At 49.9% G+C, this 16,425-nt stretch carries 17 protein-coding genes; 15 read left to right on the forward strand and 2 right to left on the reverse strand.

Annotated elements, in window-relative coordinates:
* Nucleotides 1–333 precede the first annotated feature (333 nt).
* The 3 genes from TX85_RS05220 (at nucleotide 334) to TX85_RS05230 (ending at nucleotide 3,954) form a co-directional block, all read left to right on the forward strand.
* Nucleotides 334–2,046 carry a type 2 periplasmic-binding domain-containing protein gene (locus TX85_RS05220; RefSeq protein WP_044478046.1) on the forward strand — a complete coding sequence of 571 codons (1,713 nt, stop codon included), beginning with the start codon at nucleotides 334–336 and terminating at the stop codon, nucleotides 2,044–2,046.
* Between the two features lie 72 nt (nucleotides 2,047–2,118).
* On the forward strand, nucleotides 2,119–3,060 hold the full coding sequence (locus TX85_RS05225; protein WP_044479821.1) for an ABC transporter permease: 942 nt from the start codon (nucleotides 2,119–2,121) through the stop codon (nucleotides 3,058–3,060).
* A 12-nt stretch (nucleotides 3,061–3,072) separates the two neighbouring features.
* The gene (locus TX85_RS05230; RefSeq protein WP_044478047.1) at nucleotides 3,073–3,954 is read left to right on the forward strand and encodes a carbohydrate ABC transporter permease; all 882 of its coding nucleotides are present in this window, start codon (nucleotides 3,073–3,075) and stop codon (nucleotides 3,952–3,954) included.
* Nucleotides 3,955–4,036: 82 nt separating this feature from the next.
* Here the strand turns inward: TX85_RS05230 and TX85_RS05235 are convergent, their stop codons facing one another.
* Nucleotides 4,037–4,939, reverse strand: coding sequence for a TIGR03943 family putative permease subunit (locus TX85_RS05235; RefSeq protein WP_044478048.1), 903 nt, complete (start codon nucleotides 4,937–4,939; stop codon nucleotides 4,037–4,039).
* A gap of 18 nt (nucleotides 4,940–4,957) precedes the next feature.
* Nucleotides 4,958–5,953, reverse strand: coding sequence for a permease (locus tag TX85_RS05240; RefSeq protein ID WP_044478049.1), 996 nt, complete (start codon nucleotides 5,951–5,953; stop codon nucleotides 4,958–4,960).
* Between the two features lie 334 nt (nucleotides 5,954–6,287).
* Between TX85_RS05240 and TX85_RS05245 the strand changes: the two genes are divergently transcribed.
* From TX85_RS05245 to rpsN, 12 genes are all read left to right on the forward strand, one after another.
* Entirely contained in the window at nucleotides 6,288–7,772 is a 1,485-nt protein-coding gene (locus TX85_RS05245; RefSeq protein WP_233500728.1) for an ABC transporter substrate-binding protein, read from the forward strand.
* Between the two features lie 2 nt (nucleotides 7,773–7,774).
* Complete coding sequence (locus TX85_RS05250; protein WP_044478051.1) at nucleotides 7,775–8,743, forward strand: ABC transporter permease; 969 nt, start codon at nucleotides 7,775–7,777, stop codon at nucleotides 8,741–8,743.
* Nucleotides 8,744–9,580, forward strand: a complete 837-nt coding sequence (locus TX85_RS05255) for an ABC transporter permease (protein WP_044478053.1) — start codon at nucleotides 8,744–8,746, stop codon at nucleotides 9,578–9,580. It abuts the gene before it with no gap.
* Nucleotides 9,581–9,592: 12 nt separating this feature from the next.
* Nucleotides 9,593–10,423: an ATP-binding cassette domain-containing protein gene (locus TX85_RS05260; protein ID WP_044478054.1), complete on the forward strand. Its 831-nt coding sequence runs from the start codon at nucleotides 9,593–9,595 to the stop codon at nucleotides 10,421–10,423.
* Nucleotides 10,414–11,049 carry an ABC transporter ATP-binding protein gene (locus TX85_RS05265; protein ID WP_044478056.1) on the forward strand — a complete coding sequence of 212 codons (636 nt, stop codon included), beginning with the start codon at nucleotides 10,414–10,416 and terminating at the stop codon, nucleotides 11,047–11,049. The genes TX85_RS05260 and TX85_RS05265 overlap by 10 nt, the downstream gene beginning before the upstream one ends.
* Before the next feature lie 45 nt (nucleotides 11,050–11,094).
* Entirely contained in the window at nucleotides 11,095–11,244 is a 150-nt protein-coding gene (rpmG, locus tag TX85_RS05270; RefSeq protein ID WP_044478057.1) for a 50S ribosomal protein L33, read from the forward strand.
* Between the two features lie 13 nt (nucleotides 11,245–11,257).
* Entirely contained in the window at nucleotides 11,258–12,463 is a 1,206-nt protein-coding gene (locus TX85_RS05275; protein ID WP_392391810.1) for a GTP-binding protein, read from the forward strand.
* A 78-nt stretch (nucleotides 12,464–12,541) separates the two neighbouring features.
* On the forward strand, nucleotides 12,542–13,246 hold the full coding sequence (locus TX85_RS05280) for a metal ABC transporter ATP-binding protein (protein ID WP_044478058.1): 705 nt from the start codon (nucleotides 12,542–12,544) through the stop codon (nucleotides 13,244–13,246).
* Nucleotides 13,192–14,064 (forward strand): metal ABC transporter permease, encoded by an 873-nt coding sequence (locus TX85_RS05285; protein WP_044478059.1) that lies wholly within the window; start codon nucleotides 13,192–13,194, stop codon nucleotides 14,062–14,064. Before TX85_RS05280 ends, TX85_RS05285 begins: the two co-directional genes overlap by 55 nt.
* The gene (locus TX85_RS05290; RefSeq protein ID WP_044478060.1) at nucleotides 14,045–15,244 is read left to right on the forward strand and encodes a metal ABC transporter substrate-binding protein; all 1,200 of its coding nucleotides are present in this window, start codon (nucleotides 14,045–14,047) and stop codon (nucleotides 15,242–15,244) included. The genes TX85_RS05285 and TX85_RS05290 overlap by 20 nt, the downstream gene beginning before the upstream one ends.
* Nucleotides 15,245–15,258: 14 nt before the next feature.
* Nucleotides 15,259–15,723: a Fur family transcriptional regulator gene (locus TX85_RS05295; RefSeq protein ID WP_044478061.1), complete on the forward strand. Its 465-nt coding sequence runs from the start codon at nucleotides 15,259–15,261 to the stop codon at nucleotides 15,721–15,723.
* 2 nt (nucleotides 15,724–15,725) lie between these two features.
* Nucleotides 15,726–15,995, forward strand: a complete 270-nt coding sequence (rpsN, locus tag TX85_RS05300; RefSeq protein WP_044478063.1) for a 30S ribosomal protein S14 — start codon at nucleotides 15,726–15,728, stop codon at nucleotides 15,993–15,995.
* Nucleotides 15,996–16,425 lie beyond the last annotated feature (430 nt).

Consider the following 16,425-nt stretch of genomic DNA (forward strand, 5'->3'; position numbering starts at 1 on the left):
GGATCCCCCTCATTATTATAATTGTTGAGTTCCTCAAGTCAGGGATTATCGATGTTGGAGAGTCTGCGTTTCTCAATAGTATACTACAATACACTGCCGCGGGAAGCAGACATCCTCTGGTGTTGCCCCGTTTTTTGTTTTTTGATGATGATTTTCCGAAATTCAATATTGGCTTTTGGCATTTTGAGTATGTATTCAGCCGGATGGAGATTGCTCTGCAGCTCGCTGAAATACTACACTTGCCCTAGCAATTGTAATTGAAGATGAGACGGGGAAGCTTGCAGTCGGATTATAATTGCGTGTAACAACAAAATGAACATAAGGGGAGAAGAGATGTTGAAACGTAATCAGTTGAAGAGTAAGAAGCTTTTTACCAAGCTTGCCACGGGGTTCCTTCTGCTAGCGCTTTTGTCATCTGCGCTGACAGGATGCGGAGGAGAGGAGAAAGGGGCGGAGCCGGCGAATTCGACGAATTCGAACTCGACGGCGGCGGATACCGCTGTAACATTGCCTTTTAAGGAAACGGTTACATTTCGCGTCTGGGATCCTCTGATGAGCACGGCTCTTCCTATCATGAAGAATTATGCCGAGTCGGAGCTGAATAAAGAGCTGGAGAGAAGACTGAATGTGAGGATTGAGTATATTCATCCTACAGAAGGCTCGGCGAAGGAGCAGTTTAATCTGATGCTTACCTCCGGCGACATCCCGGATTTTATTGTGGGCACCTTTGGAGATTATCCCGGGGGAAGGGAAAAGGCCTTCGAGGATGGAATCCTGGTCGACTTAAAGAATGAAATCCCCAAATATGCGCCGGATCTGGCGAAAATTTATGAAGCCTATCCCGATCTGTTAATGGATGTAGAGACAGAGGAAGGAAGACAGTTCGGTGTTCCGTTCCTCAAAGGTGACGAAAGTATCTACACTTTCTTTGGAGGCTTTCTGCGCAAGGATTGGTTGACGGAGCTGGGGCTGGAAGTGCCGGAAACCATTGACGAATTGTATACGGTATTGAAGGCCTTTAAAGAACAGAAGGGGGCAACGGCGCCCTTTACCGGAACTGTCGGAAATATTAAAGGAATGTACTTTACCGGAGCCTGGGGAATTAACCAGGATTACTTCATTGAGGATGGTAAAGTCATATACGGCTCTATTGATCCAAGGTTTAAAGAGTACACCAAAACCATGGTGAAATGGTATAAGGAGGGACTCTTGGACCCCGAGCTGGCTACGAATAATACCAAAACCATCGATGCTAAAATCACCGGCAATCAAGCGGGCGCGACCGTGGGGAATACCGGCTCCGGTCTTGGCAAATACCTGCCGCTGATGAAGAACAAGGACCCGGAATTTGACTTGGTTGCTATGCCGTATCCCGTTTTAAATAAGGGAGATTTCAATCCTTTTATGGCGAAGGATGGACCTACTGTTAACAATGGAGCCTGGAATATTACCAGTGCATGCGAGAATCTTCCGGAGGCGCTGGCATTCCTGAACTATGGATATACGAAGGAAGGCTCTATGCTCTATAACTTCGGTATTGAGGGCGTAAGCTATACGATGGAGGACGGGTATCCGAAATATACGGACCTGGTTACTAACAATCCCAACGGACAGCCGATTGCAACGATGGGGCAGTACTATACCCGTGCCTTCAAGGACGGCCCTTTCGTACAGGACAAGAGATATTTCGAGCAGTATATGGCGCTGCCTCAGCAGCAAGAGTCATTGAAGACCTGGACCAAATATGCCAAGGAGGTTACTCAAGCCAATAAGAACTATAGAGGCACCCTGACTCCGGATGAGGTTTCACAGACGACTACCAAGCAGAATGAAATTAACACCTATAAGGATGAAATGTTCCTGAAGTGGCTTATGGGAAAAGAGGACGTGGATGCGACTTGGGATAAATATGTGGAGCAAATCCAAAGGCTGGGTATTGACGACATCATCCAGATTAGGCAGGCTGCCTATGACCGTTTCATTAAAAAATTCCCGCAGGCCTTAAATCCGCAATCGTTTAATATCAGCGACATCTTTGAGAAATAGCATGAATGAAATGGGGGAAGAAATTCCCCCATCTCTCAATACAGGGAGGTTCCGATAGTGCCAGAATTAAAGATGCAGCCGCAGCATTTGATATACAAAAAGCCAAGTCTCATTCAAGCCATAAAAAAAGATTATAAAAAAAATAAGTGGCTGATATTGATGGCCTTGCCCGTAGTAGCCTGGTATATCCTGTTTCACTACGTCCCGATGTACGGGGTCATTATCGCGTTCAAACAATTTAGCCCAATAAAAGGAATCTGGGACAGTGCCTGGGTAGGACTAAGACACTTTCAAGACTTTTTTAACAGTATTTCCGCATGGAGGGTCATCCGAAATACCTTGTTGATCAATTTCTATCAGCTCCTCTTTGCCTTTCCGGCCCCCATTATTTTGGCGTTATTGCTTAATGAAATTAAAAGCAAATATTTTAAAAAGACAATTCAAACGGTTACCTATTTACCGCATTTTGTCTCAACCGTGGTGATCTGCGGGATGATTATCGATTTCTTTGCAAAAAGCGGTCTGATTAATGATATTGTTGCTTATTTTGGAGGCTCCCGGACGATCTTCCTTGTTGAAGCGGGATGGTTCAGGACCATTTATGTAGGCACCGGTATTTGGCAGGGCGTAGGCTGGGGCTCGATTATCTATCTTGCTTCCCTTACCGCAATTGACACGGAGCTCTATGAGGCGGTAACCATCGACGGAGCCGGTAGATGGAAACAGTTCGTCCATATCACGCTCCCGGGAATCGCTCCCACAATCGTGATTCTGTTAATTATGAATATTGGACATATGATGAGTGAAGGTTATGAAAAAGTCATCCTGCTCTATAATCCCAGCACCTATGAAACAGCGGATATCATTTCATCCTTTGTGTATCGGCGTGGATTGGTGGAGGCAAATTACAGCTTCAGTGCGGCGGTGGGACTTTTTAACTCTATCGTGAATCTGACTTTAATCGTCACAGCGAACTATATTAGCCGGAAGGTCAACGAAACCAGTCTTTGGTAGGGAGTGGAAGGTATGGTTGTCAGAAAGACAGTGGGGGATTATATTTTCGATTCGTTAAATGTTATTATATTGGCGGCATTGGCCGTGATAACGGCTTATCCGTTTATTTATGTGGTGTTTGCATCTTTGAGCAGTGCTGATGAGCTCACAGCCCATAGCGGCTTGCTTCTGAAGCCGTTAAACTTCAGCCTGGAGGCTTATAAAGCTGTATTGGAGAATCCCATTATTTATTCCGGGTATATGAATACGCTCTTTATTGTCGTGGTGGGAACGACCTACAATATCATTATGACCTCTATGGGCGCTTTTGTTCTTTCCAGGAAGGATTTCTTCTGGAGGAAGCTGATCACCTTTATGATCGTGTTCACCATGTTTTTCGGCGGCGGGCTGATTCCCAATTTCCTGTTGGTCAAGAATCTCGGTTTAATGGACTCTTTATGGGCCTTGATCATTCCTGGAGCCATCGGAACCTGGAATCTGATCATTATGAGAACGGCGTTTCAGGGAATACCGAGCGGGTTGGTAGAATCTGCTCATATCGATGGCGCTAATGATTTTGTCATCCTATTCCGAATTATTTTGCCGCTGGCGCTGCCAACCATTGCCGTGATGGTGCTTTATTATGGGGTAGGCCACTGGAATTCATGGTTCGGGGCCATGATTTACTTGAGAGATAGAGAACTATGGCCGTTGCAACTGGTGCTTAGAGAGATTCTGATCTCCAACAGTACAGATGAAATGATGTCCGGAACAGTAGCTCAGGACAGGGCGGCTATCGGCGAAACCATAAAGTATGCAACAATTATGGTTGCTACACTCCCGATCCTGCTGGTCTATCCGTTCCTGCAGAAGTATTTTGTTAAGGGAGTCATGGTCGGAGCGCTCAAAGGTTAAACAAGGAGAGGCTCTCCGGCTTTAAGCAATGAACAAGGCTGCCCAAAAGGGCGGCCTTGTTGTTTGAGTGCTGCGCTAGATTTTAATTCTTCGCGTCAAAAGCCGCAACCGAATCGGGATGTGTGAAAATATAAGGGGAGGCCGGCTGCTCTACGGATCTGATCTGATCGACCGTAATTTGCAGCCGCTCTTCGCCGTTCACATTCCCCACTCCGATAGTTCCCTCCAGTTCAATCCATGCATCCTCCTCCAGTGCGGACACCTCATCTCCGCGTGCCAGGACGCCGAACGGAACCGCATCCGCCGTGCAGCACATGACCAGAAAGCGGGTCAATGCGAAGCTGTCCGGCGGCATATCCTCCTCCCGAAAGACAAAGCCTTGCAGAACGATCTTTTTATCCGCAAAATGCTCTTTATACATATCGATGGCACCTATCGTCTCCGAGAAAATCAGCGGATCAACCTGGATAACAGGGAGCGGATACAGCCTTTTAGCTAATTCAGAAAATTCTACGCTATATATATCTCGGGGAATAAACATCTCGTCCAATGTGCTTAAGGCCGGGACCAGAGAGGCGGTCGGTTTCGCCTTATGCTCGAGCTCCGGATCGGGGAAGGAATAGACCATGCCCTTCTTCGCCGCCATATCGCTCCCAAGCGCCTGATCAGGGAGCAGCAGGCCGAACAGCAGGGGGATGGCGAACATGCCGTATACGCCGGTGCTTTTCAGCAGACCGCCCGGGAGCGGGTGCTCGCAATCGCAGATTTGGGCGGAGTCCCCCATCATTGCATGCCACAGCATGCCGAAGGCGATGAAGAGCAGCGGAATCGGGCAGAGCAGCAGCAGCCTCTGCATATGGGGCGCCAAGTAATAATGCAGCGCATCGGAATTGTTCAAGCCCATGATATAGAACGCAAGGCAGCATAACAGAATGGCGCGAATGAAGTAATGGCCGCGGTGCTTCAAGCTGAAGCTGTCCATCATGTGATCACTCCTTTCCTTTTAAAGAATCATATTTACGGCGACTGAGCCGGTAAACACCAGCACGATGATCAACAGGCTCAGACCGATCACAAATTTAGGCTTGAACGTGGCAAAGAGCATGAGCAGGCTTTTGAAATCAAGCATGGGCCCCAGCACCAGAAAGGAAAGAAGCGGTCCGGCGGTCAGCACATGGGAAAAGGCGGAAGCCACGAAGGCATCCGAGGTGGAGCAAAGCGACAGGATGAAGGCAAAGCCCATCATCAGCGCATAGGAGGATATCGGTCCATTACCCAGTGCAAGGAGCTCATCCCTCGGGATCGTCGTTTGAATGACGGCTGTCAGAAACGTGCCTAGCACGACGTATTTGCTCATTTCGAATAACTCGTCTCCGGCGTGGGTGAAAAAGCTGTTCCAGGTTTTGGGATGCTGATGGGCTTCCGCCCCCGCCCCCGGTGTCCCGAATTCCTGCAGGGAACGCTTGAGCGGATTGCGTCGGCATAGATTGTATATGATCAGGCCGATCAGTGCGGCGACGACTAAGGCAAGTCCCATTCGGCCGTAAACAATCTCGGAATGCGAGCGGAACGCCATCATCGTGGCAGCGAAGACGACCGGATTGAGAATCGGGCCGCTGAGAATGAAGGTTACCGCAATATGAGCGGGCAGCCCCTTCAGCATAAGCCTGCGGACGACGGGAATCATCCCGCATTCACAAATGGGGAGCACAATGCCCAGCAAGGCGGCGAATATGACGCCGATCACGGGGTTTTTCGGACACCAGCGGGCAATCCACTCGTCCTTAAGGAACAACTGGAGCAAGGAGGACAGGAACACGCCCATCAGAATAAACGGGAAGGCCTCCAGAAAGATGCCGATAAAGATGGTTTTCAGCTGCTGCCATTGCGGGTGAGCGAAGAGGGCGGCACCGTGCTGCGGCCAGACTGCGACGACCGGGATTAGAAAGACGATGAGCAGGAAGAAGGGCAGCGTTTTGTAGAACGTCGAAGCTCTCATCAATGGCCTCCTGTAATAGAGTTGTAGTTGTACTATTTTATGCATTGACTATGAATAAATAACTATCATTTGGGATGTTGACAAGATTCTAGGCGGTCGATATAATCTATTCAGAATTAATCGTATTTATTACGATTAAAATATGAGATTGGGACGGAGGATTCCTATGAAGTCTAATAAAAAGAAAATTGCTAGAAAGAGGACGATCTTTTATTTAACGTGGGTACTATCTATATTCATATTCCTGGCAGGTTGTGGATCAAGTTCTCCTTCACAACTTCATTCGGCCGATTCTCAGGGGACGGAAACGGTCAAAGAGGATTTGATATTGGCCGTGGGCAAGACCGATATCGGTATGTTTGATCCCAAAAAAGGCTGGGGAACGCATGCTCAGATTCGTTTGACGCACAGCTCGTTGTTGACGATCGATTCCGAACTGAACTTCATCGGCGATCTTGCCGAGTCCTATACCGTTAGCGAGGATGCTTTAACATGGACTTTTCCGTTGCGGGACGATGTTAAGTTTTCAAATGGGGAGCTTGTTACTGCGGAGGACGTGAAATTTACATATGAGATGCTTAAGGAAGACGGGATTAAGTTCGACTTGTCATTTGTCGAGTCGATAGAAGTCACAGATAATACCGTCGTAATCAGGCTTTTGGAACCTCGTTCTACCTTCGTAAGCCAGCTTACGGAGATCGGCATCGTACCTGAAGCTCATTATGATGACAGCTACTCGCAAAATCCGATCGGTTCCGGTCCATACCAGGTTGTCCAGTACGACGACGGGCAGCAAATTATTATGGAGTACAATCCCTATTGGTACGGAAAAGAACCCCAGTTCAAAAAGCTGACTCTGCTTCTTCTTGAGGAAGATGCCGCGCTTGCGGCTGCTAAGGCCGGGCAAGCGGATATTGTATACGTTCCGCCGACGTTTGCGGAGCAAAAGGTAAACGGCATGCAGCTCCTCGCCTTCGAAAGCATTGATTCCCGCGGAATCATGCTGCCGACGGTGCCTAGCGGCGGGAAAGGCAGAACCAATGATAAAGAAGTGGATGCCGGCAATGATGTCACCTCCGATCTTGCGATCCGCCAGGCGCTTAATATCGGGCTGGACCGCCAGATGCTTCTGGATGTGGCATTGGACGGATACGGTCAAAAGGCCTATTGCTTATGTGATGGTTTGCCTTGGTTTAATGAAGAAACCGTCATTGAAGACGGCGACATCGAAGCGGCGAAAAAAATACTGTCCGATGGCGGATGGGTTGATACGGACCGGGATGGAATCGTGGAAAAGAACGGACTCAAGGCGGAGTTTGATATGTACTTCAGCTCCAGCGACCAGCTTCGCAGTGATCTGTCTCTTGCCGTTGCGGACCAAGCGACCGAATTCGGTATAAAAATCAATTTGATCGGGGCTACCTGGGATGAGATCTACCTTAAAGGCAAAACTGGGGCGGTCGCTTGGGGAGGAGGACGTCACCATCCTCATCAGCTGTACACGATGAATTCCTCCGAGGTGATCGACACGGGCTATAACAATATGTCCAATTATAAAAATCCTAAGGTGGATGAGTATTTGAAAAAGGCACTCAATGCGGTTACGCAGGAAGAGGCCAATAAATACTGGAAGCTTGCCCAGTGGGATGGAGAGACCGGCTTTAGCGGCCTTGGCGATGCGCCGATTGTTTGGCTCTTGCGCGTCGATCACTTATACCTGGCGAATGAGAAGCTGAATCTCGGCAAACAGCCGATCCATTCCCATGGGCACGAGTGGGCACTGTTCGGCAATATCACCGAGTGGACTTGGGGTAATTGACCGTGACAAAAAGTATCGTGATTCGCCTGGTTCGCGTCGTAACCTTATTGATCGGATTATCCATCCTGACTTTTTCTTTGATTCAGCTCTCGCCGATGGACCCAGTCAATGCCTATGTCGGAGGAGACAGTTCGGCATCACCGGAGCAAATTGAGAAGTTCAAGGAATATTGGGGAACAGATAAAGGTCTTGTAGAGCAGTATTTATCCTGGGCCGGGGCGCTGCTTAAAGGCGACTTTGGAACCTCCTTGTTGTACCGCACCCCGGTCGTTGACATTATTCAAAGCCGGTTTTTAACATCGCTGGCCTTAATGGGTACAGCCTGGATTTTATCGGGAGTTATCGGATACGGGCTCGGCATGCTCGCTGCCATGAACAGGGGAAGGCTCATCGATAAAATAATCAAATGGTACAGTTACACCTTGGTATCCACGCCCGTTTTCTGGATGGGCTTAATTCTTCTGATTGTTTTTGCCGTTTGGTTAAAATGGCTTCCCGTAGGCTTGGCTGTTCCGGCCGGTGTTTTGGAGAGCGAAGTGCATTTTATTGACCGGGTCCGTCATTTTGTGTTGCCGGCACTAGCCTTAAGCATCTTGGGCGTAGCCAATGTGGCGATGCATACGCGCGAGAAGATGATAGACATTCTGAATACGGAATATATCATTTTTGCCGAGGCAAGAGGGGAAAGTAAATGGCAAATTTTCAAACATCACGGCTTTCGTAATTCGATTCTTCCCGCTATATCCTTACAGTTTGCCTATTTTGGCGAGCTGTTCGGGGGCTCCATGCTGGCTGAGCAGGTATTCGCCTATCCAGGACTCGGCAGCACCTTGACCACAGCCGGGTTAAAGGGGGACCTCCCTTTAATGGTGGGCATTATTTTGGTCAGCTCCTTATTCGTATTTGCCGGAAATCTTATAGCCGATATATTAAACAACGTGATTGATCCCCGGACAAAGGAGGCGAGCTAAATGCCGAGCTTACAGGAAGGTTTCAATGCTAGAAAAAGAATGCTGTTGCTCATGGCGGGTTCTTTCGGCTTTTTATTGGTTGTTCTGATCCTCAGCTTTGGCCTTAGCAATGATCATCTCCGCCTGGGCGCCGGGGGGAAAAACCTTGCCCCCAGCCTTGAGCATTGGTTCGGGACGGACTGGCTGGGTCGGGATATGTTTACGAGAACGATCAAGGGTTTGCGTCTGTCTCTAGCGGTAGGCGCATTTACTTCATTGATCAGTGTTCTGATAGCCACTGTCCTGGGCATATGCGCAGCAACCTTCGGTAAAGCGGTGGATACGGTCATTTCCTGGCTCATCGATTTGTTTATTGGCATGCCTCACCTTGTGTTTATGGTGTTGATCTGCTTTATCGTAGGGGGAGGTGTCCAGGGGATTGTGCTTGGCATTTCGCTCACGCATTGGACTGCGCTTGCGAGAGTTGTTCGCTCCGAGGTGCTTCAGATTAAAACGGCCGAGTACATTCAAGTGTCCAAGGGCTTGGGGAGATCTGCATGGTTTATCGCAAGAAAACATATTATGCCGGCAGTTTTCCCGCAAATCATGATCGGCTTTCTTCTGATGTTTCCACATGTAATTTTGCATGAAGCCGCGCTGACTTTCCTGGGGTTCGGGCTTTCTCCGCAAACGCCGGCCATCGGCATTATTTTGTCGGAAGCGATGAACCATATTTCAACAGGAAAATGGTGGTTGGTCGTGTTTCCGGGCTTGCTTTTAGTCGTCGTTATTAAAAGCTTTGACAGCATTGGAGAACAGTTTCGCATTTTGATGGAGCCTTCCAGCTCCAATGAATAGGGAGGGCTTTCATTGAACAATTCCGATAAAAGAAAGTTGCTGCAGGTAGAAAATCTGTCGATCAGCTTCTCTCAGTATACGAGAGGAACGAAAAAACGAATCATCCGTCCCATAGCCGATTTGCATGTTGATATTGGAGAGGGAGAAGTCGTGGCCGTCGTTGGAGCCAGCGGATCGGGCAAGAGTCTGTTAGCCCACGCTGTACTGGGGATTTTGCCTGGAAATGCAGTTTGTGGCGGACGTATCGTCTATAGAGGAGAAGAGCTGACGGACAAAAGAAAGGAGCAGTTGCGGGGGAGGGAGATTTCGTTCATTCCGCAATCCGTCAACTATCTGGATCCTTTGATGCGTGTGGGGCGGCAGGTACAGATTGGCTTGGATCGCAGCACGGCAAAGGCCGCGCAAGAGAGCCTGTTTGCCCGTTATGGCTTGAAGAGCGGCGATGGCCGATTATTCCCGCATGAACTATCGGGAGGCATGCTGCGCAGGGTACTGTTTGCGACAAGTGTTCGGGAAGGCGTCAAGCTAGTTATTGCAGACGAACCGACGCCGGGAATCCATCCTCAGGCGCTGTCCGAAATCTTACGTCAGTTGAAGCAATTTGCGATCGACGGTGCGGGGGTCATGCTGATTACCCATGATATTATTTCTGCGCTCGAGATTGCAGACCGGGTAGTGGTTATCAAGGATGGGGCAACTGTAGAAATTGCCGAAGCTGCGGCGTTTGAAGGCAAGGGAGAACGCTTAAAGACCGAATATGCCCAATGCTTGTGGCGGGCATTACCGCAAAACGATTTCGATCTGGAATTCAACGGAAGGGAGGCGGATGGTCAATGTCTTTAAGAGGAGAAAAACTAGGTCATTATTATAAAAAGGATCGCTGGATTTTTAAGAATATCGACATTTCCGTCGCGCCGGGAGAAGTGCTGGGGTTATCCGGTTACAGCGGGTGCGGTAAAACGACATTGTCCAGAATGCTGGCCGGTTATATCTCTCCGCATGCCGGCCTTGTAACGGTAGATCACCGTCCCATGGAACAAAGGGGCTTTCGATCAGTTCAATTAATCTATCAGCACCCGGAAAAGGCGATCAATCCCAAATGGCGCATGCGCGACGTGCTGAACGAATCCTATTCGCCCCCGAAAGATATTCTGGATGCTTTCGAAATCCGGGAGGAATGGATGAACCGTTGGCCGGTTGAACTTTCCGGCGGGGAGAAGCAGCGCTTCTGCATTGTAAGAGCCTTGAACCCGGCAACCAAGTATATAATTGCAGACGAAATGACGACGATGCTGGATGCCGTTACGCAGGCAAAAATCTGGCACACTTTTCTTAACATTTGTAAAAGCAGAAATATCGGTGTTATTGTGGTTAGTCATGAGTCTAGCTTATTGAGTCGTCTGTGTGACAATATTTACAAAATCGGGGACAGATCTGAGTTGGTTGACAGCCGAATAACGAACGTGTAAAATAATCAAATCGTAAAAATTACGAATTAAAAGGAGATGTTTATTGTGAGAGTAGTTGTTACCTTGGCTTGCACGGAGACGGGAGACCGGAATTATACGACGACCAAGAACAAGAAGACCCATCCGGAGCGGATGGAATTGATGAAATACTGTCCGCGCCTCAGAAAATATACGCTGCATCGCGAGACCCGATAAAGAAGGAGCTAATATGATGGAATCAACGAAGAAAATTCCTGTTACGGTACTGAGCGGATATCTGGGCTCCGGAAAGACGACGCTGCTTAATCATATCCTGCACAACCGGGATGGCTTAAGAGTAGCGGTCATCGTCAATGACATGAGCGAAGTCAATGTGGACGCCAATCTGGTGAAGTCCGGCAATACCTTGTCCAGAACTGAAGAAAAACTGGTAGAGATGTCCAATGGCTGTATCTGCTGCACATTGCGGGACGATCTGCTGCGCGAGGTTCAGAAGCTGGCTGCCGAAGGGAGATTTGATTATATTCTGATCGAATCTTCGGGAATCAGCGAGCCGGTTCCGGTCGCGCAGACGTTCACTTATGCCAATCCTGAGCTGGACATCGACTTAACCTCGCTGACCCGGCTGGATACGATGGTTACCGTGGTGGACGCCAACCGGTTCTGGCATGATTTTGCTTCGGGCGAAAGTCTGCTGGACCGCGATCAGGCGGCCGGGGAGAACGATTACAGGGACATTGTAGACCTGCTCATCGATCAGATTGAAACCTGCGATGTCTTGCTGCTGAATAAATGCGATCTGGTGGAAGAAGAGGAATTGTTAAAGCTCGAGGCGGTGCTGAGAAAGCTTCAGCCAGCGGCCAAGCTGATCCGGACGGTGAACGGCGTCGTGGATCCAAGAGAGATCTTGAATACAGGCCTGTTTGATTTTGAAAAGACGAGCCTGTCCTCAGGCTGGATCGCGGAGCTAAACAAAGAGGAGCATACGCCGGAGACCGAAGAGTACGGCATTGGCTCGTTCGTGTATCGCAGCAAGGTCCCATTTCACCCGCAGCGCCTCAGCTTCTTCTTCAGCAATTGGCCGGAGGAAGTCGTTCGCGCCAAAGGGCTCGTATGGATCGCCGCCCGCGGCGATATGGCGGCCACGCTAAGCCAGGCCGGACCTTCAATCCAGTTCGGTCCTGCGGGGTATTGGCTTGCAGCGATGCCCGAGGAGGAGCAGCGCCAAGTGCTCGAGAGCGAGCCGGAGGTGAGGGCGCGTTGGGACGAGAAGTGGGGAGACCGGATGACGGAGCTGGTTTTTATCGGCGTAGAGATGAACCGGCCGGATATCGAAAAGCGATTGGGACGCTGTCTGCTGACGGAAGAAGAAATGAAGCAGGACTGGAGCAGGTTCAACAATCCCCTGCCTTGGCCCGAGGAAGCTTTTCAATAAAACGGTTTACAAATCGTAATTATTACGCTAATATAGGTTGTTGTGTAGTAATAATTACGATTAAAGGAAGAGGTTTCAATGATTTTATCCTCTATGCGTGATGTGGTCTTTGGGTATGGACAGGAGGCTGTCATCGAGAATTTATCATTAGATATCCATGCCGGGCAACTGATCGGTATCACGGGAGAGAACGGCGCGGCCAAATCGACGCTCCTGAAGCTGATGCTCGGACTGCTTAAGCCCTGGAGCGGCACGGTGAATTTCCGCCGGATCCAGGAGGATGGCACCCGGTTGAATGTAGCCTATGTGCCGCAGCAGGCAGCTTCATTTAATACCGGATTTCCGAGCAAGGTTAGTGAACTGGTCAGCTCGGGCTACTATTCCAGGCTCGGGCTGTTCCGGAGGTTCAAGGCGGAGCATCGGCAGAAGGTGGAGCAAGTGCTGCAACGGACGGAGATGTGGGCTTACCGGAACCGGAAAATCGGGGATCTGTCCGGCGGGCAAAAGCAGCGAGTCTGTATTGCGCGCGCGCTTGTCCAGGAGCCGGATGTCCTGGTGTTGGATGAACCGACCACAGGGATGGATGCTGCCAGCAGGATGAAGCTGTATGGGATGCTTCGGGAGGATGTAAGCCGGCATGGACGCACCGTGATCATGGTGACGCATGGCCTGGAGGAAGCTACCCCTTATCTGGATGCGCTGATTCATCTGGAACGGAAGGAGGGGGGATGGCAATGCTCAGTTACGAATTCATGCAACGGGCCTTCTGGGCAGGAGGCCTGATTGCGATTATCGCTCCGTTGCTTGGCGTATACCTGATGCTGCGGCGGCAGGCGCTAATGGCAGATACGCTGTCCCATGTGTCGCTGGCTGGCGTTGCTCTCGGCTCGGTGCTTCATCTCAATCCTGCGCTTAGCGGCTTTGCCGTTGCTGTAGCAGGAGGGCTTATCATCGAGCAGTTGCGGCGTTCTTACCGTACATACAGTGAGATGCCGGTGGCGATCATCATGACCTCGGGGCTGGCGCTGGCTGTAGTGCTGATGAGCCTTAAGCAGAATTTGAGTAAAAGCTTCGGCTCCTACCTGTTCGGCTCCATCGTTGCGGTCAGCAATACACAATTAGCTTTGATTGCGCTCGTTGCTCTGCTGGGGGTTGCTTATTTTATCATTTTACGGCGTCCGTTATACAGCATGATCTTTGATGAAGAGACGGCCGAAATTTCCGGTGTCCGGGTAAAAGCCTTGTCCTTTTCCTTTGCGGTATTAACGGGTATGACCGTAGCGGCAGCAATGCCTGTTGTCGGCGTGCTGCTGGTCTCGGCGCTGATCGTGCTCCCTGCTTCGCTGGCCCTGCGGATTGCTGCCGGCTTCACCTCGGCCATTTTCATTGCCATTGGAACCGGAATGCTTGGCGTGTTCTCCGGCTTGAGCGTTTCGTATTATGCGGATACGCCGCCCGGAGGGACGATCGCCTTGATTTTGCTATCATTCTTGCTGGTTACGATTTTGATCCAACGGTTGCTGCGGCTGATTGGCCGCCGGAGACCGCAAAAAACAATTCAGTCGAAGGAGTCAAATATCCATGAAATTTTGGAAGCATAGTGTAACGGTTTTATTTTTATCGATCATGCTGGTTGTCGCGGGCTGCGGCTCAAATGCCAAAAATGCGGGTTCGAATCAGAATGCAGCTCCCGATTCGGCGCCTGTGAATACTGCAGCAGGAGAGAAGCTGAAGATCAAGACGAGCTTCTATCCGATGTATGAATTCACCCGGCAAGTAGCCGGTGATCTGGCTGAGGTGGAGAATCTCGTGCCCGCCGGCGTAGAGCCCCATGATTGGGAGCCGTCGCCGCAGGACATGGCCGCTATTACGGATGCCGACGTATTCGTCTACAACGGCGCCGGAATGGAGAGCTGGGCGGAGCAAGTGCTGGATAGTGCTGCCGGACAGCATGTACTTATCATCGAGGCGAGCAACGGTCTAGAGATCATGGAGGGCACACCTCATAGTCATGATCATGAAGGGCATGACCACGCTCATGAAGAGGAAGGTCATGATCATGATGAAGCCGATCATGCGCACGAGGGCGAAGAGGCACATAGCCACGAAGATGGGGAGCATGACCACGAAGGAGAAGATCACGCTCATGGTGAAAATGATCATGCTCACGAAGAGGAGGCTCATGACCATGATGAAGCCGACCATGCCCATGAGGGCGAAGAAGCGCACAGCCACGATCATGACCATGACCATGGAGGCTTAGATCCGCATGTCTGGTTGTCTCCAGCGATGGCGATCCAGCAGGTTCGCAATATCGAGAAGGGGCTGTCGGAAGCCGCTCCAGAGCACAAGGATGCATTTAAAGCTAATGCAGATGCTTATGTTGCCCAGCTTGAAGCATTGGACAAGGAATTTCAAGAGGGCTTGAAGGATTCCCTTCGCAAGGACTTCATAACGCAGCATGCGGCCTTTGGCTATCTGGCCAAGCAATATGGTCTGACCCAGGTTCCGATTGCCGGTCTGTCCCCGGACCAGGAGCCTTCCGCGGCCCAAATGGCGGAGATCATTGAATTCGCGAAGGAGCATAACGTGAAGACGATCTTCTTCGAAACCCTGGTATCGTCCAAGGTAGCGGATACGATTGCTGCCGAGCTTGGCGCTAAATCCGCAGTTCTTAATCCGATTGAAGGATTGACCGAAGAGGATATCGCAGGCGGATTGGATTATCTCGGTCTGATGCGTCAAAACCTTGAAGCGCTGAAGGCAGCGCTGAACGAATAGAAGAGGCAACCGGTATGTATCTGGAAAAGAGAGGGCGGGAAGAGATGGAGAACCTGGCGGAGAGCATCATTAACGGGATGGAGGCGGAAGGGCTTCGGATTACCGTACAGCGCAAATTAATCGCCGAGCTGTTCTCCAGCTCCAGAGGCTTTGTACTGCCGCGGCAGGTGCACACCCATATTTCCAGGCACATCCCGGGAGTCAGTTATGACACCGTATACCGCAATCTTCGTCTGCTCGTGCAGATCAATCTGATCGAGCAATTCGACTTTCCCGATGGTGTCCGGTTCAAGCTTAGATGCGGGCCGGACCATCATCACCACCATTTTATTTGCCAGTCCTGCCACATGACATACCCGCTGGATTTCTGTCCGGTAGATCACGGAATTGATCCGCCTGATGGATTTGTGATCCGGTCTCATAAATTTGAAATCTATGGACTGTGCGGAGAGTGCAGCCGCGAGCCAAAGGAGGACTAAGCATGGCCAAGAAATCGAAGGTCGTCAAGGAATTAAAAAGACAAGCGCTGGTGGAAAAATACACCGAGAAGCGCAGAACGCTGAAAGAAACCGGTGATTATAAGGCCCTGCAAAAGCTGCCTCGCGATTCTTCGCCGACCCGTCTTCACAACCGCTGCTCCGTATCGGGGCGGCCCAAGGGATATCTCAGCAAATTCAAAGTATCCCGGATCGTATTTCGCGAGCTTGCCCACAAAGGGCAAATTCCCGGCGTAAAAAAAGCAAGCTGGTAAGGGATAACGGGGCATGTATTTCTATAGTGGAATAAGTTAGCTGGAATGGTGAGTGAGGCGCAGAGAGTTTTATACGAAAAATCGTATAACTGTAGGATCGTGCGGGCCCAATTTGCCTGTTTTGTACGAAAAAACGGATAAATTAGCTCGGATATTACTCAAGTAGGCAACTTTTATACGAAAAATCGTACAAATGCTAGGGTTGGGACTTGAATTCCTATTTTTTGTATGAAAAAACGGATAAAAGTACTCGTTCATCGCTCAGTATGATGATGCTGGCGTTGAGATCAGCTTATACTGCTATGCAATAGAAAAAAACAGCGCAAACCACTCTGATGGTTGCGCTGTTTTCATTTCAGCCGATAGAACGCCAAGCATCCAGCAGCTCGTGTTCGTCCAGGTCATAACCGATGACGACCAGATATTGCGG

It is taken from the genome of Paenibacillus antibioticophila, from assembly GCF_000455265.1.
GTDB classification, from domain to species: Bacteria; Bacillota; Bacilli; order Paenibacillales; family Paenibacillaceae; genus Fontibacillus; species Fontibacillus antibioticophila.

Bases quoted from the DNA above. Each gene is read 5' to 3' on its own strand.
- TX85_RS05225 (WP_044479821.1), top strand. From the start codon at position 2,119: ATGCAGCCGCAGCATTTGATATACAAAAAGCCAAGTCTCATTCAAGCC.
- TX85_RS05275 (WP_392391810.1), top strand. From the start codon at position 11,258: ATGATGGAATCAACGAAGAAAATTCCTGTTACGGTACTGAGCGGATAT.
- TX85_RS05230 (WP_044478047.1), top strand. From the start codon at position 3,073: ATGGTTGTCAGAAAGACAGTGGGGGATTATATTTTCGATTCGTTAAAT.
- TX85_RS05255 (WP_044478053.1), top strand. From the start codon at position 8,744: ATGCCGAGCTTACAGGAAGGTTTCAATGCTAGAAAAAGAATGCTGTTG.
- TX85_RS05285 (WP_044478059.1), top strand. From the start codon at position 13,192: ATGGCAATGCTCAGTTACGAATTCATGCAACGGGCCTTCTGGGCAGGA.
- TX85_RS05220 (WP_044478046.1), top strand. From the start codon at position 334: ATGTTGAAACGTAATCAGTTGAAGAGTAAGAAGCTTTTTACCAAGCTT.
- TX85_RS05265 (WP_044478056.1), top strand. From the start codon at position 10,414: ATGTCTTTAAGAGGAGAAAAACTAGGTCATTATTATAAAAAGGATCGC.
- TX85_RS05295 (WP_044478061.1), top strand. From the start codon at position 15,259: ATGTATCTGGAAAAGAGAGGGCGGGAAGAGATGGAGAACCTGGCGGAG.
- TX85_RS05280 (WP_044478058.1), top strand. From the start codon at position 12,542: ATGATTTTATCCTCTATGCGTGATGTGGTCTTTGGGTATGGACAGGAG.
- rpsN (WP_044478063.1), top strand. From the start codon at position 15,726: ATGGCCAAGAAATCGAAGGTCGTCAAGGAATTAAAAAGACAAGCGCTG.
- TX85_RS05240 (WP_044478049.1), bottom strand. From the start codon at position 5,953: ATGAGAGCTTCGACGTTCTACAAAACGCTGCCCTTCTTCCTGCTCATC.
- TX85_RS05290 (WP_044478060.1), top strand. From the start codon at position 14,045: ATGAAATTTTGGAAGCATAGTGTAACGGTTTTATTTTTATCGATCATG.
- TX85_RS05235 (WP_044478048.1), bottom strand. From the start codon at position 4,939: ATGATGGACAGCTTCAGCTTGAAGCACCGCGGCCATTACTTCATTCGC.